The organism is Mesorhizobium sp. B2-7-2, assembly GCF_006440775.1.
Classification (GTDB): Bacteria; Pseudomonadota; Alphaproteobacteria; order Rhizobiales; family Rhizobiaceae; genus Mesorhizobium.
This window is the reverse complement of the sequence record NZ_VFTZ01000003.1, coordinates 335,749-361,470: the sequence shown is the minus strand read 5'-3', so window position 1 is coordinate 361,470 and position 25,722 is coordinate 335,749. Positions and strand designations below refer to the sequence as shown.

The following is a 25,722-nucleotide window of genomic DNA, read 5'->3' as shown; positions in this document are numbered from 1 at the left end:
TTGCGGTGCAATACCATGCAATACAATAGTATCTGGTATTCCAGCGGAAGAGCATGGCGGCGGCCGGGACGGGTATATGCGTTCGCGCAAAGGGCTGACTGAACGTCGGGGGGAGACTGCAGGGCGCCACAAGCAGCACGGCGGAGCGTTGGCTGCATCCCGTCGGTCGGGTATTTTGCTGCGCAGCTCCGCGCTGACGACCGTCGCCCTCGCCCTGTCGGGCCTTGCCGCGCATGCCCAGGATGCCGGCCTGTGGCAACCGCAGATCCGCGCCATCATCGGCGCCGACAGTAACAGTGGCTACTCCGCGCTCGAAGGCTTCCTTCCGGTCAAGCAGAACCTCGAATCCGTCCTGTTCCTGGATGTCCGCTCGAAATATGATTTCGACGATGGTTTCGGCCAGGACGTGGGCCTTGGCATTCGCCGCATCGTCAATCCCGATCTGATGATCGGCGGCTACGCCTATCTCAACATCCAGAACGACAACAGCCACCAGTTCGTCGCCACCACGCTCGGGCTCGAGGCGATCACCTCGAAATACGACGCGCATGTCAATGTCTATCTGCCGACCAGCAAGGATCGCGGCTCGAACGGCATCGATTCGACGCTGTCGCTGGTCGGCAACCAGCTGCTGGAAGAAATCTCGGCGATCGACCGTCGCACCTATGCCGCCTGGGGCATCGAGGGCGAGGTCGGCGTCCAGGCGCCGATCGACCTGCCGGAAAACCAGTCGCTGCGCTTCGATATCGGCGCCTATCATTTCGCCGATCCGGACGGCGACGACCACTCGATCACCGGCGCCAAGGCGGGCATCGAATACACGATCGGCGATGTCATCGGCACCGCCACGTCGCTGACCTTCGCCGGTGAGGTGCGCAACGACAATCGCGACAATACCCAGTTCGCCGGCAGCATCCGGCTGACGGTGCCTTTCAACGTGCCCGGCAAGAGCGCTTCCGCCGACGATGCGGCGGACCTCGTCTCGATGGTGAGCCCCGGCTTGCGCAAGCGGCTCAACGAGCGCGTGCGCGGCGACATCGGCGTTAGGCTGGAGAACCAGGACAAGGTCGCCGGCACGACGACGCGCGTGGCGATCAACGCCGCCACCAACGCCGCCTTCGGCAAATTCTTCTTCGCCAACGGCGATAACGATTCCCTCGGCCTTGGCACGATCGGCGACCCGACGACGCTCGACAACGCGGTTGCGGGCGCCGGGGCGAATGGCATCGTCGTAGCCCTAGGCGGCAAAGGCAACATCACCACCGCCGGCGTAACGCTTACCGATGGCCAGATCGTCATCAGCGGTGGCGGCAGCGTCCAGGCCAAACTCGCCAACGGCAGCGTCGGCACTTACAATTTCGGCGGCAGCAACGGCACGATCCAGGGCACCAACGCCGCCAACCCGGTCATCTCGCTTGCCAACAACAACACATTGAGCGGCATCACCATCACCGGCGGCGACGACGGCATCTTCGGCAACAACGTCACCGGCACGAAGCTGACTGACGTCACGGTAGACGGCGCCGGCGGCAGCGGTGCCGACTTCACCGGTGACTCGACCAATGTCAGCGCCTCGAACTTCACGTCGCGGAACAACGGCCTCGACGGCCTGCATATAGAAGGCGACGGCACCTATAATTTCACCGGCACGACGCTGCTTCAGAACAATGGCGACGACGGCCTCGATGTCACGGGGCATGGCACCTACACCTTCGCCACCGTCAATGCGTTGGACAACACCGATCGCGGCATAACCGTGCAAGGCACGTCGAGCGGCGGCAGCTTCACCACCACCGGCGGCACCATTTCGGGCAATGGCGGCACCGCCGTCTTCATCGACCCGATCACTGCCCATGTCGTGCTGGATTCCATCACCCAGGACGGCGGCACGTCCGGCGTCGTGCTCTACAACCTGTCGGGCAGCTTCACGGTCAATGGCGCCACGACCATCTCGAACACGGCCTCGGCGGGCATCGTGATCGCCGATTCGCCGGCGACGATCCGCTTCGGCGACATCGACATCACCAATGTCCACGACGACGCCATAAGGTTCAATGGTGTCAATGCCGCGGTGGTCGCCGGCAACATCGTAATTTCCGGACTCGGCATCGGCACCGGCATCGACTTCTCCTACAGCCAGACCAATTTCACCGCGCAGTCGCTCAAGCTCACCGGCACCAACGCCGCCAACACCATCGGCATCGATCTCGCCGGCACGACCGGTGGAACGATCACCTTCACCAATGGCGGCAGCATCTCGGGCGTCGATACCGGCGTTCGCCTCGGCATTTCCGGCTCGCTGGCCAATTCGGCCAACGCCAACTTCACTTTCGGCGGCGGCTCGATCGCGGGACAAGCCGCCTCGCTCGACGCGCGCGGCCTGAACCAGACGCTCGGCACCTATGCCTTCGGCACGACAACCTTCAGCGGCGGTCAGCTCTTCGACCAACAGCATCTGTTCTTCGTCGGCGCGAACGGCTCCGGCGACGGCTCTTCGATTTCGAACCTGGCATCCATCACCGACGCCGACAACAACCATGACGGCCAGGCCATCTTCGTGCTGGTCAACGACGCCGCCAACACGCCGATCGACGCCGCTGGCGGCTTCACGCTCGATGCCGGCCAGACGATGGCCTCCTTCGGCAACGGCCGCACCTTCTCGCTCGGCGGCGTCCCGGTCAACGTCACCGGCGACAATGTCCAGCACGACCAGGTCGTCTCTGACGCGAACGGCGCGGCGACGCTGACCAATACGGGCGCCGGCGATGCCGTTACGGTCGCCAGCAACACTTCGCTGCTCGATTTCAACATCGCCGGCGTCGCCAATGGCAACGGCATCCACGGCACCAATGTCACCGGCGTCACGCTGGCGGGCATGTCGGTCAGCGGCGCGAGTTTGGCAGGCGTGCGATTTGACGGCACGAGCGGCATCAGCGCCTCCAATATCGGCTCGACAGGCAACACCGGCGCCGGCCTGGCGCTGGCCAATGGCAATTTCACCTTCACCGGCACGACAACGGTTGCGAACAATGGCGGCACCGGCCTGTCAATTGTCGGCACCGGCGCCTACGCGTTCGATACGGTCAATGCGCAGAACAATCGCATCGGGGTCGATGTTGTCTCGAGCCCTGGAACGAGCACGCTTTCCATCGCCGACGGGACAGTGTCCGGCAACATGATCAACGGCCTGCGGGCGGCCAATATCGGGCTTGATGTCACGCTGTCCAGCCTCAGCCACACCGGCACCGACCCGGGCTCGACCGGTCTCAGCCTTGGGGCGGTAACAGGCAGCTTCAACGTCACCGGCACGACGACCATCTCCAATGTTGCGAGCGGCATTGTGGTGGGCGGCAGCTCTGCCACGGTCGGCTTCGGCGGCAAGGTCACCGTCAACAATGCGACCACCCAGGCGATCGGGCTCATTGGCAACTCTGGCGCCGTCACCTTCGGCGATGTCGCGATAGACAATCCAAGCCAAAACGGCATCAACGTCATCGGCGCGAACGGCACCATCGCCTTCGGCAATATCGACATCACCAACCTGCAGACCGGCAAGACCGGCCTCAGCATGTCCGGCACATCCACCTTCACCGCTGCGACGCTCGACATTTCCGGTGGCGGTACCTCGACGGGCATCGACCTCTCCGGCACCACCGGCGGGTCTGTCATCATCGGCAGCGGCGTCATCTCGGCCGGCACCGGCGTGCAGATGGGCACGAATGGCGCGGCCGGCGTCTCCGCCAAAACCGCCTTCTCCTTCGGCACCGCTGGTGGCGCCTCGATCACCGGCACGGACGCCTCGCTCGACATGCGCGGCCTGATGGCAGGCAGCGGCAGCTACGCCTTCGACGATACGGCGCTCATCGGGCCGCAGCTGTTCGACACCGCCAACATCGTCTTCGTCGGCGACAGCAACACCGGCGCCGGCAACGGTTCGAGCGTCAACGACCTGATCAGCGCCGCCTTGGCGGACGATCTCGGGGCGCCGTCCAACACGATCTTCGTCCTGGTCAACAACGGCTCCGTCATCAACACCGATGCCGACGGCTTCACGCTCGCCGCCGGCCAGTCGCTCGTCTCCTTCGCCAATGGCGCGACGGTGGATCTCGGCGCGCCCCCGGCCAACGTCACCGGCACCAATGTCGTCAGCGGTGCAACACAGGCCGATCCGTTCGGCAATGGCGGCGCCACGCTCATCAATTCGGGCGGCAGCGCCATCGACCTTGCCAACGGCAACCTCGTCCAGAACCTCAGCGTCAGCAACGCCGGCTCCGGCTCGACGATCGACGGCGCGGGCATCAGCAGCCTGACGGTCAACGGCGTCACCGTCACCAGCGCCGTCACCGCTTTCGACCTGACCGGCGCCTCGGGCGCCATCGGCGTCACCAATCTGATCGTCCAGTCCGCGCAGACCGGCATCAAGCTGAACAGCTCAGGCGCCACGACCTCCTTCACCAACACCACGATCGGCGGCGTTGCCGGCACGGCGCTCGCGATCAGCGCCTACAGCGGCACCGCCACCTTCAACAATTTCGACATCACCGGGGCGGCCACCGGCATCAACATCGGCGGCGGCACCGCCGGCACGCTGATCTTCGACAATCTGAGCTCAATCGCCGGCACGGCGGGCGACGCCTTCGTCGTCTCCGCGTCGACGCCGAACGTCACCTACAACGGCACCATCAACAAGACAGGCTCCGGAAGGGCCGTCACGATCAGCGGCTTGACAAGCGGCTCGGTCACTTTCGCCGGCAAGATCACCGCCAACGTCACCGGTTCGGGCAATGCCATCGATCTGGGCGGCAATGCCGGCGGCACGATCAACTTTACCGGCGGTCTCGACCTCACCACCGATGGCAGCTTTGCCTTCAGCGCCGTCAACGGCGGCACGCTCAACGTCACCGGCACCAACACAATCGCGACGGGCGGCGGCGTGACCGAGAAGGGCATCCAGCTCGGCGGCGCGAGCGGACTCGTCATCGGCAGCAGCGGCGTCACCTTCGACAGCGTCAAGGTGGACGGCTCAGGGGCTACCGATGTCAGCGGCATCGTCATTTCGAACACCAGCGGCGGCAATGTCAGCTTCGGCGCCGTCGATATCAGCCGCGCCAGCACCGATGCCATCCGCCTCACCAATGTGGCCAGCGGCACCTACACCTTCAACGGCACTACGACGGTGGCGACCGCTGGCGGCACGGTCCCCGGATTCGCGGTGCAGAACAGCGGCGCCACCGTCAGCGTCGACAACCTGGTCACGACCGGCGTCAACGGCGACGACGTCAACCTGACTGGCAACACCGGCACCATCTCGATCGGCGGCACCATCACCAATTCCGGCACCGGCAACGGTGTCGTGGTGTCCGGCGGCAGCGCGGCGATCACCGTTTCGGCCAACGTCTCCAGCTCGGCAGGCGCGCCGGGCACGGCGGTCAAGATCGACGGCACCACCGGCGGCTCGGTCGCGTTCACAGGCAGCGTCACCTCGACCGGAACCGGCAATCTCTTCGACATCGGCTCGACGACGGCGCCAACCGGCGGCGCGATCAGCTTCAGCGGTTCGACGCTGAGCGCGACGGGCGGCGGCGGAGCGGTGATCGGCGGTCTTGGCGGAACCGCGACGTTCCACGCCATGACGGCGTTGTCGATCACCAACGCGGCCGGTAGCGGTCTTTCGGTCTCGAACGTCGCAAGCGGCGCCATTGCAGGCTTCGGCAATGTCACGGTCTCGGGTGCCGGCGGCAACGGCATCGAGATCGGCTCAAATGCCGGCCTGGTGACGTTCTCCGGCACCACCACGGTGGCGATGGGCTCGGCCACCAACACGGCCGGCATCGATTTCAGCGGCACCAATGCCAACGTCCTGCTCGGCACCACGACTATCAGCAATGTCGGCGCCAACCAGACCGGCATCGACTTCAGCGGCTCGTCCACTGCCGCCGGTTTCGGCGTTACCTCCATCACGGGCACCGGCGACCTCACCTCGCGCGGCATCGATCTGTCCTCGACGACCGGCAACAAGGTCATCACCTTCTTGCAAGGATCCTCGATCGCCGATGTCGGCATCGGCGTCGATCTGTCGTCCGGCCAGACCACGGCGACCTCGGCCGACGCCACCTTCACCTTCGGTGACGGCGACTCGACCGACGGGCTGGAATCCTCGATCTCCGTGGCCACCAACGGCTACACCGTCAACACGGTCGGCCTCGATCCGACGCTCGGCGACTATGATTTCGACGACGTGTTCTTCACCGGCAACGCCAACCTGGGGTCGGCGGCGGGCGCGGTCACGCTGGTTTCGCAGTCAGGCGGCTTTATCAACGCCGGCACGACCGGCAACCTCAGCATGGGCGTCAGCACCATTTCGCTTGCCGCCGCCGATGCGCTGACCGGCACCCAGAACTTCGCCTTCGTCGGTCCGATCGATCTCGGCGCCAGCGCCTTCACGCTCGATTCGGGCCAGACGATCACTGGTTTCGGCAACGGCAACGTCGTCTCGATCGGCACCATCCAGCCGGTGAACGTGCATGGCAGCCTAGGCGCCACCGGCGGCAACATCACCGGCGACGAGACCGTGGTCACCGGCACCGGCGACTTCATGCATTTGCTTGGCGACAACGCGGTCCGCCACACGACCTTCGATTTCAGCGGCGCCAGCGGCTCCGCTTTCCTCATCGACCAGAGCGCGTCGGGCTTCAGCAACGCCAGCGGCATCATCATCGAAGGCGTCACGATCAGCAATGTGGCGGCCGGCCAGACCGCCATTAAGGTCGCGGGATTGACCGGAAATCTCTCGGTCATCAACAACGACATCGGCGTTGCCGGCACACTGCTCGACGTGAACGGCGGCTCCGGCGCCATCCAGGTTTCGCGCGGCATCCTGCCGAACAGCGCGACGTCCGGCACGCTGGTCGGTGGCGGCATCAACATCGCCAACCGCACCGGCGGGGCGGTGACCTTCACCGACCAGGTGACGATCGCCGGCGGCAATGGCGTGTCGATCTCGGGCGGCACCGCCGGCGGCGCGGTCAACTTCAACGGCGGCCTCGACATCGCCACCTCGGCCGATACCGGTCTCGATTTCTCTGGCCTGAACTTGCTCACGGTTGCCGCTGCCGGCTCGACCACGATCAACGCGACGGGCCAGACGGCGCTGTCGCTACAGGGCGCAATCGGCGCCGGCGGCGTCCATTTCGACAGCATCACCTCCACCAACGCGGCCGGCCAGGGCGTGTTGATCAGCGGCGCCAGCGGCGGCAGTGTCGATCTCGACGCGGTCAACGTCACCGCGTCCGGCGGCGCCGGCATCGAAGTTCTCAATTCGAACGGCACTTACACCTTCGGCAACACCACGATCGACAATTCGGCCTCGGCCGGCCGCGGCGTGAACATCGAGAACGCCGCCAGCACCACCACCGTCACCTTCGACGGCGCGCTGGGCATCACCACGTCCACGGGCACTGGCTTGCGCGTCTCCAGCAGCGCTGCGCCAGCCGCCACCATTGTCAACGTGACAGGCGCCGGCACGCGCAGCGTCAGCACCTCGAACGGAACCGCCGTCGACATCGCTTCGGCCACCCTCAATGGCGGCTTCACCTCGGTCAGCGCCAGCTTCTCGGGTACGGCCAACGGCATCAACCTGCAGCAGGTGGCCGGCTCGCTCGACTTGGGCACCGGCACGCTGACCAACACCGGCTCGGGCGCTGCCTTCAACATCGGCTCGGTCACCGACCAGAGCGGCGGCAGCGCCACGGTCTCCTATGCCGGCGCCATCGCCAGCAACGGCAGCGGCGCGGCGGTCTCGATCCAGGAGCTGACCGGCGGTTCGGTGACGCTTTCGGGCAATCTGACCGATGGTTTCGCCGCGGGCGGCGGCCATATTGCCATTTTCGGCATCAACAACGGCACCGCGGCGACCGTCACCTTCTCGGGCGCCAGCAAGCAGATCAGGTCCGGCACCAACACAGCTGTCTCCCTGGCCGGCCTTAGCAACGGCACCGTCAATTTCACCAATGGCGGCTTGGCCATCACGACGACCTCCGGTAACGGCTTCAGGGCCTTCACGGGCGGAACGGTCAATGTGGCCGGAAGCGGCAATACCATCACGACGACGTCGGCCGGCAGAGGCATCGATCTCAGCAACGTCACCGTCGGCAGTCTCGGCTTGAATTTCTCGACCGTGTCGGCGAATGGGCCCGTGGCCGGCATCTCCCTGGCTAGCGTCGGCTCGTCCGGCGGCGGTGCCATCGCCATCGGCACGGCCAATTTGCAGAACGTCACCACGCGCGGCGTCGATGTCACCGGCACGCTCGGCGCGGCGCTTTCCTTCAACGATCTCGACATCAGCCTGAGCAACAACAACGCCGTTGGCTTCAGCCTCAACGGCGCGACGATCAATGCCGCCATCACGGCCAACGATTTCGACGTCACCAACGCCACCGGCGCCGGCACTTCCATCGGCGTGGATCTGCGTGGCGCCACCGGCGGCCAGACGGTGCGTCTCGGCGACGCCAATGCGGCCGGAAACAGCTCCAGCATTACCGGCGTCAACACCGGCGTCTTCCTCAACTCGACGACCAACCTCAATTTCACCTATGGCGACGGCGAGTCGGCGACCGACCAGTCGTCGACCATCAGCGCCAATGTCGGCATCGACTCGTCCAGCGCGCCGGTTGCCGGCAATTACAATTTCCAGGACGTGAACTTCCAGGCCAGCCCCGGCCTCGGCTTTGGCATCGGCAGGATCTACTTTGTCGGCGCCAGCGCCACCGGCGACGGCAGCGGCAAGGACCAGAGCAATCTGGCGACGCTTTCGACAGCCGAGGCGGCGGCGGTTGCCAATGACGTCATCGTCCTTGTCAACGACGGCGGCACCATCACCGCCGCCAGCACCAATGCCGACAACACGCTGAACCTTGCCGCGGGCGAACAGCTGCGCGGCTTCGCCAACGGCAACATCGACCTGGCGCTGACGGTGCCGTCGACCATCCAACTCGCCAGCAACAACATCTCGATCATCGACCAGACGCCCAATGGCGCAGCGACGCTGACCACCAGCGCCGGCAACAATACGATCACGCTTGGGGCCAGCGGCAACATCATCGACGGCTTCATCCTCGATGGCGGCGGACGCGGCATCAAGGACAATGGCGCGGGCGCCTCCGGCACCACGATCAGCCATATGACGATCCGAAACTTCACCATAGCCGGCATTGAGATCACGCCGTCCACCAGCACCACGATCGACAATGTGGCGTTCTCCGGCAATGCGACGGACGTCGTCCTCAACGCACTGAACTCCACCATCACCAACGTCACCAGCACGGGCGCTACCGGCATTGCCTTCGACCTGCGCAACACCACCGGCACGACGACGCTGACCAACCTCAACATCACCACGGCAGCGACCGGCACCGGCATAGCCTTCGGCGGCGCCTCCGGTCCGGGTGGCACGATCAACGGCACCAACGTCGACATATCGGGCGGCAGTGGGATCACGGTCACGGGCGGCAACGCGGCGATCGTCTTCGACAACGCCAGCTCCATTGCTGCCGGGGGCTCGGGCACAGCGGCAAGCATCACCAACCGTGCCGGCGGCAGCTTCACCTTTGCGGGCGCGGTCACGGCAAACGGAGCGGCGAGCGGCATCGTCATCTCCGGCGCGACGGCGGCAAGCAATGTCAGCTTCAACGGCACGGTCGATCTCGGCACCGGCACGCCGATGACCGGCACCGCGGTGTCGATCAACAACAACGGCCAGTCCTCGACGATCAATTTCGCCAACATCGACATCGCCAGCAGCGGCACGACCGGCTTCAGCGCCGCCAATGGCGGCACAGTCAATGTCGCCACCGGCACGGTCAGCTCCACCGGCGCGCAGGCAATCAACCTCAATGGCGTCGCCACCACGACGGGCATCAACTTCACCTCGACGACATCGACCGGCGGCTCCAACAATGTTTCGCTCACCAACGTCACCGGCGCCGGCGCGGTCAATCTTGGCGCGGGCACGCTGAGCGGCGCCTCGGGCACGGCGTTCCTGGTCTCGGGCGGCTCGAACACCATCAGCTACAGCGGCACCATAGCCAAGACGAGCGCCGGCAACGTCGTCAGCATATCGTCTCACACCGGTGGCACGGCGACCTTCGGCGGAACCATTTCGGCGACAGTTTCGAGCGGCGGCATAGCGCTCAGCAACAACACCGGCGCAACCATCAATTTCACCAACACGCTGACCATCAACACCTCGAGCAGCAACGGCACCGGCTTCACCGCGACGGGTGGCGGCACGATCAGCGCGACCGGCTTGGGCAGCACGATCAATTCGGGCCAGGCAACGGCGCTCAACGTTGCCAATACCAACATCGGATCCGGCAATCTGATCTTCCAGAGCATCAGCTCGAATGGCGGCTCGGCCAACGGCATCATTCTCGACACAACCGGCTCCAGCGGCGGCCTGCACGTTACGGGCACCGGCTCGGCCGGATCGGGCGGCACGATCGCCAACAAGACCGGCGCCGACGGCAGCACGACGCAGGGCACCGGCATCTATCTGAACAACACATCCGGCGCCCAGTTCGCCTGGATGCAGATGAACGACTTCCAGAACTACGGCATCCTGGGCAACAACGTGACCGGCTTCTCGCTCGATCACGTCGTCATCAACGGCAGCAACGGCACGAACGTCAGCGGCGTCGGCGAGGGCGATGTCTATTTCACAGGCCTCAAGGGCTCCGCCACGGTTTCGAACTCGACCTTCACCGGCGCGGCGCTGGACGCTTTCCACGTCTTCAACAACAATGGCGAAACCCTCAACCGCATCACCATCACCGGCTCGACCTTCGCGACCGACGCCGCCGCGGGAAATCAATCAGGCGACGCGCTGGTCTTCCAGGCGACGAACGGCGTCTTCAACGCGACGGTCCAGAGCTCGACCTTCACCTCCGCGCGCGGCGACCTGTTCCAGCTCGATCTGCACGGCAACGTCCAGTCGGATCTGGTGTTTGGCGGCGCGACGGCCGGGCTCGGCAACACGCTGTCGAACAACAACCAGAACATCGTTTCCGGCGGCGGCGGCGTCACGATCAGCTCCGGCGGCACCGGCGACGCGGCGAACCTGACCTTCAACATCGCCCACAACACGATGCGCGATGCGCTGGGTGCCGCTCTGGGCATAAGCACCGGCTCAGGCGCCGGCTCGTTCAACGGCACGATCGATTCGAACACGATCGGCGTCGCCGGCGTGGCGAACAGCGGTTCGGCACAAGGCAGCGGTATCGGCTTCGTTACCGATGGCGGCGCCAATTCTAGCGTGACAATCACCAACAACGCCGTCTTCCAGTATGGTGGTGCCTCAGCCGGAATTATGGTGCAGACGGGAGACCACGTCGACGGAGGCAACGCGCAACTCACAGCAGTGATTCAGGGCAACACCGTCAGTAATCCAGCCACTGCTTTTGGACAGAATGGCATCTTGGTCGTTGCCGGCACGATTAGCGGCGATGCTCAGACACTTGCTCTTACGCTAGGCGGGCCTGGAGCATTAGCCAACAATGTTGCCGGCTCCAATGGCGGCGGCGGAGCGACGGACATCCGTGTTCGTCAGCGCTTCGACACGACGATCGGGCTGCATGCAGGGGCAGGCAACAACTATAGTGGTGGGCCGACGGACACGGCGGCGGTCATAAGTTTTATCCAGTCGTTCAATACAGGAACTGTGAGCGTCGGCACCGGGACTTCCGGTGGGTATTTCTCTGCACCTTAATCCGCAAACGTAGGGCGGACTGGACTACGGCCGATTTGCAACCCGATGAACGCAATAGCGATGTTATGCATCTTTCGGATAAGATGTATTAATCGACAGTAAAATAGTATTCAAAATTATTTTTTTGTTTATTATTTCTGTTGTACTTCAAAGTTTAGTGTGCGCATAATCGGGACGGCAGCGAAGGGGTGTTTGAATGTCAGAACCGTTTCTGTCCGAAATCCGCATCATGTCGTTCGGCTTCGCGCCCAAAGGGTGGGCACTCTGCAACGGGCAGCTTTTGCCCATCAATCAGAATCAGGCGCTTTTCTCGCTGCTCGGCACCACTTTCGGTGGCGACGGCAGGGTGAATTTCGCGCTGCCTGATTACCGGGGACGGATACCGAACCACGTTGGAGACGGACACACACTCGGCGAGCGCGGCGGCGAGCAGTCCCACACGCTGTCCATTGGAGAGTTGCCGACCCATGCCCACCAGGCGCAAGCGACGAACAGCAACGGCAGCGTGCCGACCAGTTCCGGCAGTTTTCTCGGCGCGTTCAACAACGGTTACAGGCAGCCGGACAACCTCACGTCGTTGCACCCGGCCAGCATTGCCAATATCGGCGGATCACAGGCGCATCTGAACATGCAGCCTTTCCTGACGCTGACCTTCTGCATTGCCCTGCAGGGCATCTTCCCGTCGCCGACCTGAGGAACGCGATCATGGCACAACCCTATGTTGGCGAAATCCGCATGTTTGCCGGCAATTTCGCGCCGGCCGGCTGGATGTTCTGCGAAGGACAGCTTCTGCCGATCTCCGAGAACGAAACGTTGTTCAACCTGATCGGCACGACCTATGGCGGCGATGGTCAGAGCACATTCGCACTGCCCGACCTGCGCGGCCGCCTGCCGCTCCATCAGGGCAACGGCTTCATCCTTGCCGAGACCGGAGGCGCCGAGCAGATCACGCTGACGATCCAGCAGATTCCGGCGCACTCGCATGCCATGCTGGCATCGACGCAGACCGGAACAGGTAACAATCCGGGAGGCAACGTTCTGGATCAGGTTACCGGGACGATCGCTATGTATATCGACGGGCAAGCGCCCGATGGCCCCATGGCCGCGACCATGATGTCGGCAGTCGGCGGCAACCAGCCGCACGATAATTTCCAGCCGTATCTGTGCGTCAACTTCATCATCTCGCTGTTCGGCATCTTCCCGTCGCAGACCTGAGAGGACCGTCATGGCCGATCCATTCGTCGCCGAAATTCGCATCTTCCCCTTCAATTTCGCGCCCAAGGGGTGGGCATGGTGCGACGGGCAATTGTTGCCGCTGTCGCAGAACACCGCGCTGTTCTCGCTGCTCGGCACCACCTATGGCGGCAACGGCAAGTCCAATTTCGCCCTGCCCGATCTGCAGGGTCGCTCGCCGATGCATCCAGGCCAGGGCCCGGGGCTCTCCCTGCATGATCTCGGTGAGACCGGGGGCTCAGGGACAGTATCGCTGCTTGAAAGCGAGATGCCGCTCCACGCGCACGGTGTGATGGTCGGAACCCAGGATGTGGCCGACGTTCAGGTTCCCTCCCCATCGCGAATCCTCGGCAAATCCAAGGACGTCTTCGCCTATGTTCCAGGCACGCCAATACCTGCGCTGACGCCGATGAGCGATAGCATGCTCGCGCCAGCCGGCGGCGACCAGCCTCACAACAATCTGCAGCCCTATCTAACCTGCTATTTCTGCATCGCGCTGCAAGGCGTTTTCCCGCCGAGAACCTGAATTCCGAGCCAACAGGTCAGGACCGATACGATGGCCAAGAAAGCAGAATCGAAAACGAAAGCTGCGGCCCCGAAGGCAGAGAAGCCGCCAACGCCAAGGGCGGCTTCCAAGGTCCGGCAGCCGGCGCGCGCGCGGCAACCCGGCGTTCCGCCGGCCTATCAGCACATGCCCGCCGGCGCGTCCTTCTTCGAACTGTCGCGGCTCATGGTCGTCGGCATCGATTCCGCGGCCGGACGGCTCATCCATAAGGCGCAGACTTCGCCAAACGGCCCGTGGGCGCAGGACTGGTCTCCCATTGCGCCAGGCGTCTTCGTGATCATGACGGCGGGCCTGACCAAGGATGGCCGCGTCGCGATCGCCGCACAGCAGGCGGGAAGCCCCAATCTCTTCTTCATCGCCGAAGATCCAAATCAGGTCGGCCCGATCGAGAAATGGAACCCGCCGGTCAACATCGGCGCGCCGCCCGGCGCGGTTCTCTACCAAAAGCTGTCGATGGCGCGCGACGCCGACGGCCGCGTCGAGATATTCGCGACCGACAATCTCGGCCGCATCTGGTGGATCTACCAGAACCCGGACGTCATCGTTCAGGTGCAGAAGACCATCACGCCGCCCGGCACCTCAACGCCGATCGTCATCACCGCCGACGAGCTCAGGCCGCCCGCCCGGCCATGGAGCGCCTGGCAGCAGATTCCGGGCGAGCTGGTGGCGATCACCGCGCTGCGCCAGGCCGACGGCCGTATAGCGCTGTTCGGCATCAATTCCGGCCTGCAACTCTACCGCTGCCAGCAAGCCAAGGCCCAGGCGTTGACGCCGGCCGACTGGACGCAATGGGTGGAGATCGACAACGGATACAGGTTCACGGAAATGGCGCCGATCGTCGGTCCGCTTGGCGCAACCAATCTCTTTGCCATGACGCAGCCAGGCCAGGTTCTGCACACCAAGCAACAGCCGGCGGGCTCCGACACCTGGACGGTTTGGGCGTCCCCCGGCTACAGCAGGGTTCCCAAATCCACGCTATGCGCCGGCATCCAGGGCGATGGCGACATCATGCTGGCCGCGTCCGACCAGCAGCATGTCCATTCCTTCAACGCCCAGTATGACGCCGCCACCCAGAACTGGTCGGGATGGCGTGATTTCAGCCTGTCCAACGCCAACACGCGCCTGTCGCTCGACTACAATGCCGACGGCCGCCTCGCCTTGTTCTCGATGATGATCACTGGCGATGGCTCGAATGGTCTGTGGACCCTCAACCAGATGGCCATGGACAGCTCCGAATGGGAGTGGGACTGGACAGCGCTTGCCACCGGCAATCTCAAGCAGATCGCCGTGGTGCGTGACCTGACACCGCCGGTCTGAGGCAGCCGGTCAAGAATGATAGCCGGCAAGAATTACGGGGGCGCGCTCGGGCTGACGACGCGGCCAGAGACGGACGCGGACGTCCCGTTCCTCGGCGCGCTCTATGCCTCGACGCGAATGGAAGAACTGGCGGTGACCTCCTGGAGCGAGCCGCAGAAGCATGCATTCCTCGACATGCAATTCCAGGCACAGCGCGCGCATTACCGGCGCTATTATCCCGACGCCGATTGGTTCGTGATCGAGTACGGCAGCGAGCGGATCGGCCGCCTTTATCTCGAGCGCTGGCCGAGCCAACACCGCATCATCGACATTGCTTTCCTGCCGCAGCATTGCGGCAAGGGCTTCGGCACGGCGCTGCTCAACGACCTGATCGACGAGGCTGCCGCCGTCGGCAAGGCGGTGTCGATCCATGTCGAGAAGAACAATCCGGCGCGCCGCCTCTATCTGCGGCTGGGCTTCGCTGTGAGCGAAGACAAGGGCGTTTACGACCTGATGGCGCGGCCGGCCGCGTTGTCAGGCAAGGGCGGCGATGGCGCTCAGTTGAAGACGGCCTCGTAAGTATAGCCCGTCGCATCCTGGGATACCGGCACGATGAAGATGTCATGCGCATGCTCGCTTCCGACGAAGCGGTAGGTCGCCTGCGGCAAAAGCATTTCGCGCGGCCCCTTGAACAGCAGCGAGAAGCCGCCGCCGTCGCGCAGGCTGTGGCCAATCCGCTTCACCGCGTTCAACTCAAGCGCGACCATCTTTCCGCTCGTCTCGACGATGAAAGTCTGTCCGACAGCCTGGTCGAAATCCGTCGCCGAAATCATACTCGTCCGCCCTCGATCGCTTGCCTGGCCCGCCGATGTCATCGGCCGGCACCATGTTGTCCATAGCCTGCCGACCGGAGCAATTCCAGGAAAACTGCGCGGTGGTTGGGTTCGGCGACTTCGCCGTAGCCTTCCGTCCGGAATTGCGTTGGAAAGGAGCAGGAGCGGTTCGGCGGATTCTATCCGGCAAGAGAGCCGCTACGGCCGTTGCGCCAGCCCTTGTGCTGGCCTAAACCCGTTATGGCTGCGCTATTTCATAGCTTTCGAAGTTTCCGGGGAGAATGCGACAACATGGCTGAAACAACGACCGACAATGCGCCGGCCGCAGGTGCCCCCGGCAATGCGCTGCCATTGTTCTACGGCAAGCCCGAGGCGCTCAACCCGATCCGCCACGGCTCGCTCGGGCTGACCGCCCGCGCCGATTTCGGCTTTGCCCGCACGGCGCATGCCATTCCGGTCGTGGCGTCGGAAATGCCCGGCGCCATGCGCTCCTATCCGATCGTCTTCATCGGCCCGACCAAGGCGCCGGTAGTCATCACCGGACTGCGCCAGAACGAGAACCTGTTCGTCGACGCCGACGGCCGCTGGACCGAACCCCATTACATTCCCGCCTATGTGCGCCGCTATCCCTTCATCCTGGCGGACGAGTCCGCCACCTCCGGCCGGCTGACGCTTTGCGTCGACCGCGCCAGCGATCGCGTCGTCGATCAGCTGGCGGCGCCATTCCGCGACGACGGCGGCAAGCTCGCTTTGTTCTTCAACGGCGCCGAACCCGCCGAGGCGACCAAGCAGGCGCTCGCCTTCTGCAGCCAGTTCCAGAACGACTTCAACGCCACCCGCGCCATGGTCGAGAAAATCGACGCCCATGGGCTGTTCGCGCCGCGCCAGAGCAAGGTGACGCTGGAAGGCGGCGAGGTGCTGAACCTCACCGATTTCCAGGTGATCGACGAGCAGGCGCTCAACAAGCTCGGCGATGAAGCCTTCCTCGACCTCCGCAAATCCGGCGCGCTCGCGTTGATCTACTGCCACCTCGCCTCGTCCAACAGCTGGTCGTCGCTGGTCTACCAGGCGTCGCTTCGCAAGCGGGCTTAGAAAATAGGCGGCGACAATAAGCACGCAGCCAACGCCGTCAGACCTCGGCAAAGTGAATATCCATGGCCTCTTGCGAATTCGCGGATGCCCATCAACACGCCGCGTAGCTCGGCACGACCCTCACGCCGCTCGGACGGAGCGAGGGACGAGATTGCCGATCATAAGTCAGCCAACGCCCGGCGCCGGGCCGCTGACGTTAGCTGACACCGATTAGCTGACACCGAACAGCTCGCAAACGGTCTTTACGGGGTATTGACCCCGCACCCAAATGCGGATTTTATGATACGTGGATACAAAAATACTTTTTGGTGCCAAGTGCCAGCAGCCTTCTCCGTAGAGCCACGCCTGTCCGCCACCGCAGAGGAGGAGGCGTACAGGCATCTTCAGCGGGCGCTTCGCCTCGGTCGCTACAAACCGGGCGACCGGCTAATTCCCGAAGAGATCGCGGCCGAGATCGGCATGAGCCGCATGCCGGTGCGCGAAGCCTTTCGGCGCCTGGCTTCCGACGGGCTGGTGGTTCTGCGTCCCAATAGAGGATGTGTCGTCGCCGGCCTCACGGTTGATGAGCTTTACGAGATCTTCGAGATACGTTCGGTTCTCGAAGGACTGGCCGTCAGGCTGGCAATGCCACGGATCGATGAGGAGGCGCTCGAAGAGTTCGAGAACCTGCTCGACCGCATGGAACGCGCGGGCCAGAGCGGCAGCAGCGACTGGGTGATCCGCCATCAGGAATTCCATGGCCGCATCTGTGCGCTCAGCCGGAGGCCCAAGCTCATCCACCAGGTTTCGGCACTGCATGTCGTGATAGAGCCTTACATGCGCATCTGGTTCGATGACGCCGACAAGCCGCTCTCCGCACGCGAGGAGCACGCTGCGGTGATCGCAGCCTTGCGATCGGGCGACGCTCGCCATGCGGAAGAGGTCATGCAGGATCATATTCTCGGCACAGCGCCGATGTTGGCCGAATTCGTGTCTGCGAGCCGGTGATCAACGCCGGCAGGAGAAATGGCCTCAAACCGGCAAAAGACCGGAACTGGCCAGCGGAACAGCTAGATCAGCCTAAGAAAGGGGAACATATATGAAAATTCATCGACTGGCCGCCGTCGCGGCCGTATTCGGCATGCTCGGCTTTGTCCAGACCGCATTCGCGCAGGACGCGCCAAAGGCTATAACAATCGCGACCGAGGGTGCCTACGCCCCCTGGAATTTCACCAACGCAGACGGCAAGCTCGACGGTCTGGAGATCGAGCTTGCCAACGATCTTTGCGCACGGATGAAAATCAAGTGCACCATCATTGCCCAGGACTGGGACGGCCTTATACCATCATTGAAGGTCGGCAAGTTCGATGTGATCATGGCCAGCATGTTCATCACGCCGAAACGCCTCGAGACCATCGACTTCACGCAGCCTTACGCGATCGATCCGGGCGGGTTTGCAGTCGCCAAGGATAGTGAGCTCGGCAAGCTCGGTGCTTCGGCTGAAAAATTCAAGCTGGATGACGAAGCCGCGTCCAAGGCCGCCGTCGACAAGTTGAAGCCGCTGCTGAAAGGCAAGGTGGTCGGCGTCCAGGCGGCGACGGCCATGCTCGAATTCCTGAAGAAATACTTCGGCGACACGGTGGAAATCCGTGAATACAAGACCACCGAGCAGCACGATCTCGATTTGGCGGCGGGGCGCATCGATGCGATATTCGCTCAGAAGACAGCGCTTGCCGCGACGCTCGCAAAACCTGAATTCTCCGGCTTCACGCTTGCAGGTCCGGGCTTCGTCGGCGGCCTGTTCGGCGCCGGAACCGGTGCGGGATTGCGTAAGGAAGATACCAAGCTCAAGGAGATGATGAACGCCGCGATCAGCGCCGCGATCGCTGACGGCACCATCAAACGTATCTCGGAGAAATGGGTGAAGACGGATGTGACGCCGGTCAAGTAGGCGCTGGCTGACCCGTCCGGCGGATCGGCATCGATCGACTCCGCCGGGCGGCGCGCTGAAAGCCTCGGTTCACATGATGGATGCATTGCATATTCTTTCCTTTGGCAAGGGCGGCTGGGGCGCCGCCCTGCTGCTGGCATCGGGCGTGACGCTCTCGCTGTCCGTCCTCGGCTTTCTCCTCGGTGCTGTCTTCGGCGCAGTTGCAGCAGGAGGCCGGCTCTCCTCGAAACGTCTCTCGTGCTGGCTCGCGAAAGGGTACGGAACGGTGTTTCGGGGCGTTCCCGATCTGCTGACGATCTACCTGCTGTACTACGGCGGCAGCATTGCCCTGACGCAGATCGGCAAATTCTTCGGCGGCGCCGGCTTCGTCGGACTGCCGGCATTTGCGACGGGCGTCCTGGCGATCGGCATCATTTCGGGCGCCTACCAGGCTGAGGTCTATCGCGGCGCATACCTGGCCGTCGATCACGGCCAGTTTGACGCGTGCAAGGCGCTTGGCCTGTCCCGCCTTCAATCCCTGCGTCTCGTCATCGGCCCGCAACTGATGCGCCATGCCCTGCCGGGGCTCGGCAATGTCTGGCAGCTGGTGCTCAAGGATTCAGCTTTGATCTCCGTGATCGGCCTGGTCGAATTGATGCGGCAAGCCCAGATCGGTGCCGGCTCGATGCGAGAGCCCTTCGTCTTCTACGTGGCGGCCGGCACGCTCTACTTCGTCATCGCTGCCGCGACCGCTTCGGTCTTCCGCTACAGTGAGGCCCGGGCCTGGCGAGGCATGGCCCGCGCATGATCGACTTCGCGTTCTTTGTCGAGATCATTCCTACCCTACTCTCCGGCTTGCCACTGACGTTGCAGCTTGCGGGCTGGTCGATCAGCATCGGCTTCGTCTTGGCTCTGTTGCTCGCACTGGCCCAACAGGGGACCCACAGGATACTGGTCTGGCCCATACGCTCCTTCGTGGCGATCTTTCGCGGCACACCGCTGCTCGTGCAGATCTTCCTCATCTATTACGGACTGGGCCAGTTTCGTCCGTCCCTGCAGGCGGCCGGGCTCTGGTGGGTGTTCCGCGAGCCCTACTGGTGCGCCGTCATCGCGCTCAGCCTCAACACCGCGGCTTATGGCAGTGAGATCCTGCGCGGAGCGATACAGGGTGTGCCGCGCGGCCTCGCCGAGGCAGCCTCCGCGTTCGGCATGTCACGACTGCTGACATTGCGTCTCGTCATCCTGCCCTTGGCGCTCCGCCAAGCCATCCCGAGCTACAGCAACGAGATCATCCTCATGATCAAGGGCACGTCGCTTGCATCGATCATCACGCTGATGGAGGTCACCGGCATCGCGCAGGGGCTTATTTCGCAAACCTATCGTGCGGTCGAGGTCTTCGTGGCCGCCGGCGCGATCTATCTCACCATCAATTTCACGCTCATCTCGGTACTGAACGCGCTGGAAACCTGGCTCACCCCCTACCGGGCGCGGGCCTGAGACGTGCCACCCGGCAATGACGAAGAGAATTAACGAAATGCGCAATTTCGAGAAGCCGACGCGATCCGTTGCCGTGTCGCGACATGCGATGGCGGCGACCTCGCACCCATCCGCCACGCTCACGGCGCTGCAGGTCATTGACGCAGGTGGCAACGCGATGGATGCCGCCATTGCAGTCTGCGCGGTCCAATGCGTTGTGGAACCGGGCTCGACCGGCATCGGCGGCGACTGTTTCGCGCTCTACGCGCCCAACGGCTCCGACAAGGTCATCGCCTATAACGGCTCCGGGCGCACGCCGGCGGCCCTCACGGCCGACTGGTTCGATGAGCGGGGACTGACAAACGTGCCACGCCAGTCGCCCGCATCGGTGACGATCCCAGGGGCCATCGACGCATGGACACGCCTGCACGCCGATTACGGCGATCTCTCCTTTGCCGACGTGCTTGCGCCCGCCATACGGTTTGCCGAGGAGGGTTATGCCATCACTCCGCGCGTTCACCGCGATTGGTTTCTCGAACAAAAACTTCTCGCAGCCGACGTAACGGCTGCGCGAATCTTCCTTCCCGGCGGAAGGGCGCCAAGAATCGGGGAGGTTCACCGCCAGCCAGAGCTGGCACATACGCTGAAACGCATTGCTGCAGGGGGACGCGACGCATTCTATGGCGGGCCGGTCGCCGAGGACATGGTGTCCTATTTAAATTCGCTGGGCGGCCTCCACACGCTGGAAGACTTCGCGAATGCGCGCGGCGAGTATGTGAGCCCGGTGACCACAGATTTTCGCGGCTACACGATCCATGAATGTCCCCCGAACGGCCAGGGCATCATCGCTCTCCTGATCCTCAATATCCTGAGCCGCTTCGACGCCAAAGGGGACCCGCAGTCGCCCGACCGGCTGCATGTCGAGATCGAGGCGACGCGCCTTGCCTACGGCGCCCGCGACGCCTGGATCGCCGATCCAGAGAAGGCGGATGTCCCAGTCGGCCACCTGCTGTCAGACGAACTGGCCGACAGACTTGCGGGAATGATCGACCTCACAAAGGCGCTGACAGATCTGCCGCCTTTCGAAACGCCTCTTCATCGCGACACCGTCTATATCTCGGTGGTCGACCGAAATCGGAATGCCGTAAGCTTCATCAACTCCATCTTTGACAGTTTCGGCAGCGGCCTTGTCTCTCCTGGCTCGGGCGTGATCCTGCACAATCGCGGTCAGAGTTTCTCGCTCAAGCCCGGCCATCCCAATCGAATCGGCCCGTCGAAACGGCCGCTTCACACGATCATCCCAGGCATGGCGACCCGCGACGGCAGGGTCGAAATGTCGTTCGGTGTGATGGGCGGCTACTATCAGGCGCTTGGCCATGCGCATTTGATATCCAAGGTCCTCGATTACGGAATGGACCTGCAGGAGGCGATCGATCTGCCGCGCGTGATGCCGACATCCAGCGGACCCGGAGTGGAGGCAGAGCATACGTTGGACGGCTCAACAAAAGCCGAGCTCGAACGCCGAGGTTTCACCTTTACTCAAGCGGAAGATCCGATCGGCGGCGCTCAAGCGATCCGCATCGACTGGGAGAACGGCACGCTGACCGGCGCGTCGGAACCAAGGAAAGACGGCATCGCTCTGGGGAGCTAACGGGTGTGGCAACAACTTTCAGTTCAGCGGAAGTCGACACATCGTGATCTTCCCGCCGTCGGCAGCCGGGTTGTCCTCCAGCTTCCACATCTGTGAGCGCCGACGCGCTTGAATCAGCGAGCCGCGTTGCAGCGTTCAGGCGCGGCGTCTGACAATTTCATTCTGAATATCGGACACCGCGGCTATGTCTGCCAGCCATTCGATCACGCTTCGCACAAAGCTGCGCGGGACCAAGATGTCACAAGCGTCAGGTCCGTTTCGCAACAGCAGAACCGGTACATGATGTAAGCCAGTCTGCAGCGCCCTCCCTGGACTTGCGCACGGTGAGTCCCAGTCGATCGCCACCGATCCTTTCAGAGCGTTGAAAGTCTGCTGCCCGCTCAGCTTAAGCCGCATTCTTCCTTCGCTGAGCGACAGCGAGCATCCAAGAGTGGGGTCGATATTCCAGTCAACCTGCGGTCCTCCATCCGCGATCAGCCAAAACCGTCGAGGCGCAATACGAACCGCGAGCCACCCTGCGGCGGCGACTGTCTCGCCGGCAGCGGCCGGCAGCGCGGCGCCCAGCTGGCGTGACAGGTCGGCTTCGCATGCCGCTTGCGTTTCAGGCCAGCTCTCGATCTGGATTATCGTGCAGGCCGCGACGGATATGGCGGAGCCGGTTTCAACCATGAAGTCGCTCCCCCTCCGGGTCCAAGAATACTGGCGAGACCACGCTCGCGCGGACGGTCTCGTTTTTCATGGTGTGAACGGCCACCACCTCGTCCCCCACGGCGACATCGCCAGCGAGCAGCGCAAGACCGACATAGCCTTCGAGCGTCGGGCTATACGTCACCGAGGTGATGCGACCGCGGCCGTGCCCCTGCCGGGCTTCGCCCTGCTTGAAGAGAATGGCGCCGCCGCTCAGGCGCGTTCCTGCCTCCAGGCATTTCAGCCCGACCAGGCGCTGCCGGTTCGGCTCGCCAAGAGCAGGACGGCGGCGAAGCACGTCGCCGACGAAACCGGAGCGCTTTCCGACCATGCGGCCAAGACCGAGATCGTCGAGCGTCGTGCGGCCGTCGATCTCGGGGCCGGCGACGTGACCCTTCTCGACGCGCAGCGCGCCCAGCGCCTCGACCCCGTAGGGCCTCAGCCCGAACGGCTCGCCGATCTCGATTAGCCGGCGCCAGGCGGCTTCGCCGGCGCTCGCGCCGACATAGACCTCGTAGGCCCGCTCGCCGGAATAGCTCAGCCGAATGATCCGCAGTGCCCGGCCTTCGAATTCCCCTTCAACGAAGCCCATATGCGGCAAGGCCTCGTTGGAGAGCTCGAGCGCAGGAAAGGCGGCGGCGAGAACTTGCCTGCTCCTCGGTCCGGCGACCGACATCGCCGCCCATTCGTCGGTCACGGAGGCGACAGCGACGCGCAGGTCCGGCCAGGCCGTGTCGAGCAGGAATTCCAGCCACGACATCACCTCGGCCGCCTTGGCGGTCGAGGTGGTCATGAAGAAGCGGTGCTCGCCAAGCCTCGTCGTGGTGCCGTCGTCGAAGACGATGCCGTCGTCGCGCAGCATGACGCCGTAGCGAGCGCGGCCGACCGGCAGTTTGGCGAAGCTGTTTGCGTAGACCCGGTCGAGCAGCGTCGCGGCATCGGGGCCCTGAATGTCGATCTTGCCGAGTGTCGAGATATCCATCAGTCCGGCGGCCTCGCGCACAAACTGCATTTCCGCGACATAGGCCTCGTTCACGTCGCGGCCGGCGCCGCGGTAGAAATAGGGCCGCATCCATAGGCCGACTTCCAGCATGTCGGCGCCATTGGCGACGTGCCATTCATGCAGCGGCGTGCGGCGGGTCGGCTTGAAGTGATGGCCGACGGCGCGTCCGGCCAGCGCGCCGATCGCCACCGGCGTATAGGGCGGCCTGAAGGTGGTCGTGCCGGTCTCGGGGATGGTTGTGCCGCGCAACGCTGCCATCGCAGAGAGCGCCGGGAAATTGCTGGTCTTGCCCTGGTCCGTCCCCATGCCGAGCGTGGTGTAGCGCTTCAGATGCTCGACCGATTCATAGCCCTCGCGGTGCGCGAGCGCGATGTCGCCGATGGTGACATCCATCTGGATGTCGACGAAGGCCTTGCCGCGCGCCGCCGGAACATTGCGGAACGCGGCCGCGGACAGCTCCGCGGATTGAAGCTCGAGAGCGGCCGGCACGGGCTTCGTCTTGCCGCAAGAAGCGGCCGCCTCGATGCCGGCGCAGTGGCCGGTCTCGATCGCTTCCGCCGCGGTGTAACCGCCAACCACGGAACCGGCGCCGAACTGGCCGGCCGCGAAGGGACCGGGAACGAAGCCGTCGATGTCCTCGCGGTAGACCGGCTTGACGCCGAGTTGCGAGGCGAGATGCGCCGTCGGCGACCAGCCGCCGGAAACGCAGACCAGATCGCAATCGACCTCGGTCTCCGCGCCTGTTCCGGCCAGTCTGGCCGCCTTGACCGCGCGGCCGCCGCGCAGGTCGGCAATGTGCGTGCCGGCACGAACGGCGATGCCGAGGCGCGAAGCCTCTGCCTGCAGGGCGGGCGCAAGCATAGTCCGCAGATCCGCAACCGTGACCTGCGCTCCCGCGGCAGCGAGATCGAAGGCCGTGCGCCAGGCGCCGTCATTCGTCGTGGCGACCACCGCCTTCCTTCCGGGCAGGACAGCGAAGCGGTTGACATAGGTCCTGGCCGCCGAGGCAAGCATCACCCCCGGACGATCGTTGTTGGAGAACACCAGCGGCCGCTCGATGGCGCCGGTGGCAAAGACGATAGCGCCGGCGCGCAGGATCGTGAACGCCTGGAGGGCCTGGCCGGCGGCCTGCGGATCGTCGCGCCGCTCGACAAGGCCAAGCACCTTGCCGTCGTAAAGGCCGACGGCGGTCGTTCGCGCCATGAGGCTGACGTTCCGGAAGCCCTTGAGTTCGGCTTCCACTGTCTGGAGCCAAGCGGCGGCCTCGGAACCGCGACGCTCGGAGAGAAGCTGCCCGCCAAGCCGAAAATCCTGCTCGATCAGCGCCACCCGCGCCCCGGCGTTCGCCGCGGCGCGCACGGCGGACAAGCCCGCCGGGCCGCCGCCGACGATGGCGACATCGGCAAAGGCGTGGCGAACCTCGTAGCGGTCGGGATCCGGCTCCAGCCCGGCCTTGCCGAGCCCCGCCGCCTTGCGGATGAAATGCTCGTAGAACATCCAGGCGCGACGGGTCGGACCCATGAAGGTCTTGTAGTAGAAGCCCGCGGACAGGAACGGCGCGAACAGGCTGTTGAGGCTCTGCACGTCGAAGGCGAGCGAAGGCCAGCGGTTCTGGCTCTCGGCGATCATGCCGTCGGCTAGCTCCAGCATTGTCGCCGGCAGGTTCGGCTCGCGCCGTCCGCCGGTGCCAAGCGTCACCAGCGCGTTCGGCTCCTCGGCTCCGGCCGAGAAGATGCCGCGCGGGCGGTGGTATTTGAAGCTGCGGCCGACGAGCGACACGCCGTTGGCGAGCAGCGCCGAGGCGAGCGTATCGCCCTGGAAACCGGTGAGGCTGCTTCCGTCGAAGCTGAAGTCGAGCGGCCGGCCGCGATCGATACGGCCGCCCTCGGCCAGCCGGTTGAAGTTGGAGCTCATTGGGATGGTTTCCTGGCAGGTGGTTTCTTCCCAGACGGGTTCCGGGCGAGAGCGACCGAAGCGATCGAATGGTTGCGAGTATCGCGCTCCACGATCAGCCACTGCCGGCAGCCGAGGACGTGCTGCCAGTGTTCCCGGTGTGCTCCGGCCGGGTTCTTGCGGACGAAGACATAGCGGTACCAGGCCTCGAAATCCGCATCGTCATGCGCGGGGCGCATGACCGAGGCATCGCCACCATAACGGAACTCGTCATGGTCGCGAGGGCCGCAGCAGGGACAGTCGATACGCAGCATGTCTCGGCC

General features: G+C 64.1%; 16 protein-coding genes. 12 read left to right on the top strand and 4 right to left on the bottom strand.

The window, feature by feature from the left end; all coding sequences use genetic code 11:
• Window positions 1-175 precede the first annotated feature (175 nt).
• From FJ425_RS06600 to FJ425_RS06575, 6 genes are all read left to right on the top strand, one after another.
• The gene (locus tag FJ425_RS06600; protein WP_140722449.1) at window positions 176-11,761 is read left to right on the top strand and encodes a hypothetical protein; all 11,586 of its coding nucleotides are present in this window, start codon (window positions 176-178) and stop codon (window positions 11,759-11,761) included.
• A gap of 196 nt (window positions 11,762-11,957) precedes the next feature.
• Window positions 11,958-12,455 carry a tail fiber protein gene (locus FJ425_RS06595; protein ID WP_140542701.1) on the top strand — a complete coding sequence of 166 codons (498 nt, stop codon included), beginning with the start codon at window positions 11,958-11,960 and terminating at the stop codon, window positions 12,453-12,455.
• An 11-nt stretch (window positions 12,456-12,466) separates the two neighbouring features.
• Window positions 12,467-12,976, top strand: coding sequence for a tail fiber protein (locus FJ425_RS06590; RefSeq protein WP_140542700.1), 510 nt, complete (start codon window positions 12,467-12,469; stop codon window positions 12,974-12,976).
• Between the two features lie 10 nt (window positions 12,977-12,986).
• A complete protein-coding gene (locus tag FJ425_RS06585; RefSeq protein ID WP_140542699.1) occupies window positions 12,987-13,520 on the top strand; it encodes a tail fiber protein in 534 nt (177 codons plus the stop codon).
• 30 nt (window positions 13,521-13,550) lie between these two features.
• Entirely contained in the window at window positions 13,551-14,876 is a 1,326-nt protein-coding gene (locus FJ425_RS06580) for a hypothetical protein (RefSeq protein ID WP_140542698.1), read from the top strand.
• A 15-nt stretch (window positions 14,877-14,891) separates the two neighbouring features.
• Window positions 14,892-15,434 carry a GNAT family N-acetyltransferase gene (locus FJ425_RS06575; protein ID WP_140630407.1) on the top strand — a complete coding sequence of 181 codons (543 nt, stop codon included), beginning with the start codon at window positions 14,892-14,894 and terminating at the stop codon, window positions 15,432-15,434.
• Here the strand turns inward: FJ425_RS06575 and FJ425_RS06570 are convergent.
• Entirely contained in the window at window positions 15,413-15,688 is a 276-nt protein-coding gene (locus FJ425_RS06570; protein WP_140630404.1) for a hypothetical protein, read from the bottom strand. The two genes, FJ425_RS06575 and FJ425_RS06570, sit on opposite strands and share 22 nt — an antisense overlap.
• Window positions 15,689-15,979: 291 nt before the next feature.
• Here FJ425_RS06570 and FJ425_RS06565 point away from each other — a divergent pair, with 291 nt between their 5' ends.
• From FJ425_RS06565 to ggt, 6 genes are all read left to right on the top strand, one after another.
• Window positions 15,980-16,780, top strand: a complete 801-nt coding sequence (locus FJ425_RS06565) for a SapC family protein (RefSeq protein ID WP_140630401.1) — start codon at window positions 15,980-15,982, stop codon at window positions 16,778-16,780.
• 315 nt (window positions 16,781-17,095) lie between these two features.
• A complete protein-coding gene (locus tag FJ425_RS06560) occupies window positions 17,096-17,767 on the top strand; it encodes a GntR family transcriptional regulator (RefSeq protein ID WP_140630978.1) in 672 nt (223 codons plus the stop codon).
• A gap of 91 nt (window positions 17,768-17,858) precedes the next feature.
• Window positions 17,859-18,710, top strand: coding sequence for a transporter substrate-binding domain-containing protein (locus FJ425_RS06555; protein ID WP_140630399.1), 852 nt, complete (start codon window positions 17,859-17,861; stop codon window positions 18,708-18,710).
• Window positions 18,711-18,783: 73 nt separating this feature from the next.
• Complete coding sequence (locus FJ425_RS06550; RefSeq protein ID WP_140722446.1) at window positions 18,784-19,497, top strand: ABC transporter permease; 714 nt, start codon at window positions 18,784-18,786, stop codon at window positions 19,495-19,497.
• On the top strand, window positions 19,494-20,186 hold the full coding sequence (locus FJ425_RS06545) for an ABC transporter permease (protein WP_140722443.1): 693 nt from the start codon (window positions 19,494-19,496) through the stop codon (window positions 20,184-20,186). Before FJ425_RS06550 ends, FJ425_RS06545 begins: the two co-directional genes overlap by 4 nt.
• Before the next feature lie 37 nt (window positions 20,187-20,223).
• On the top strand, window positions 20,224-21,816 hold the full coding sequence (ggt, locus tag FJ425_RS06540) for a gamma-glutamyltransferase (protein ID WP_140722440.1): 1,593 nt from the start codon (window positions 20,224-20,226) through the stop codon (window positions 21,814-21,816).
• A gap of 135 nt (window positions 21,817-21,951) precedes the next feature.
• Here ggt and FJ425_RS06535 read toward each other — a convergent pair whose 3' ends face one another.
• Genes FJ425_RS06535 through FJ425_RS06525 form a run of 3 tightly spaced genes read right to left on the bottom strand, consistent with a single transcriptional unit; the run spans window position 21,952 to window position 25,713 of the window.
• On the bottom strand, window positions 21,952-22,485 hold the full coding sequence (locus tag FJ425_RS06535) for a sarcosine oxidase subunit gamma (RefSeq protein ID WP_140630391.1): 534 nt from the start codon (window positions 22,483-22,485) through the stop codon (window positions 21,952-21,954).
• Window positions 22,478-25,420: a sarcosine oxidase subunit alpha family protein gene (locus FJ425_RS06530; RefSeq protein WP_140722437.1), complete on the bottom strand. Its 2,943-nt coding sequence runs from the start codon at window positions 25,418-25,420 to the stop codon at window positions 22,478-22,480. Before FJ425_RS06530 ends, FJ425_RS06535 begins: the two co-directional genes overlap by 8 nt.
• The gene (locus tag FJ425_RS06525; RefSeq protein ID WP_140722434.1) at window positions 25,417-25,713 is read right to left on the bottom strand and encodes a sarcosine oxidase subunit delta; all 297 of its coding nucleotides are present in this window, start codon (window positions 25,711-25,713) and stop codon (window positions 25,417-25,419) included. The genes FJ425_RS06530 and FJ425_RS06525 overlap by 4 nt, the downstream gene beginning before the upstream one ends.
• Window positions 25,714-25,722: the final 9 nt, after the last annotated feature.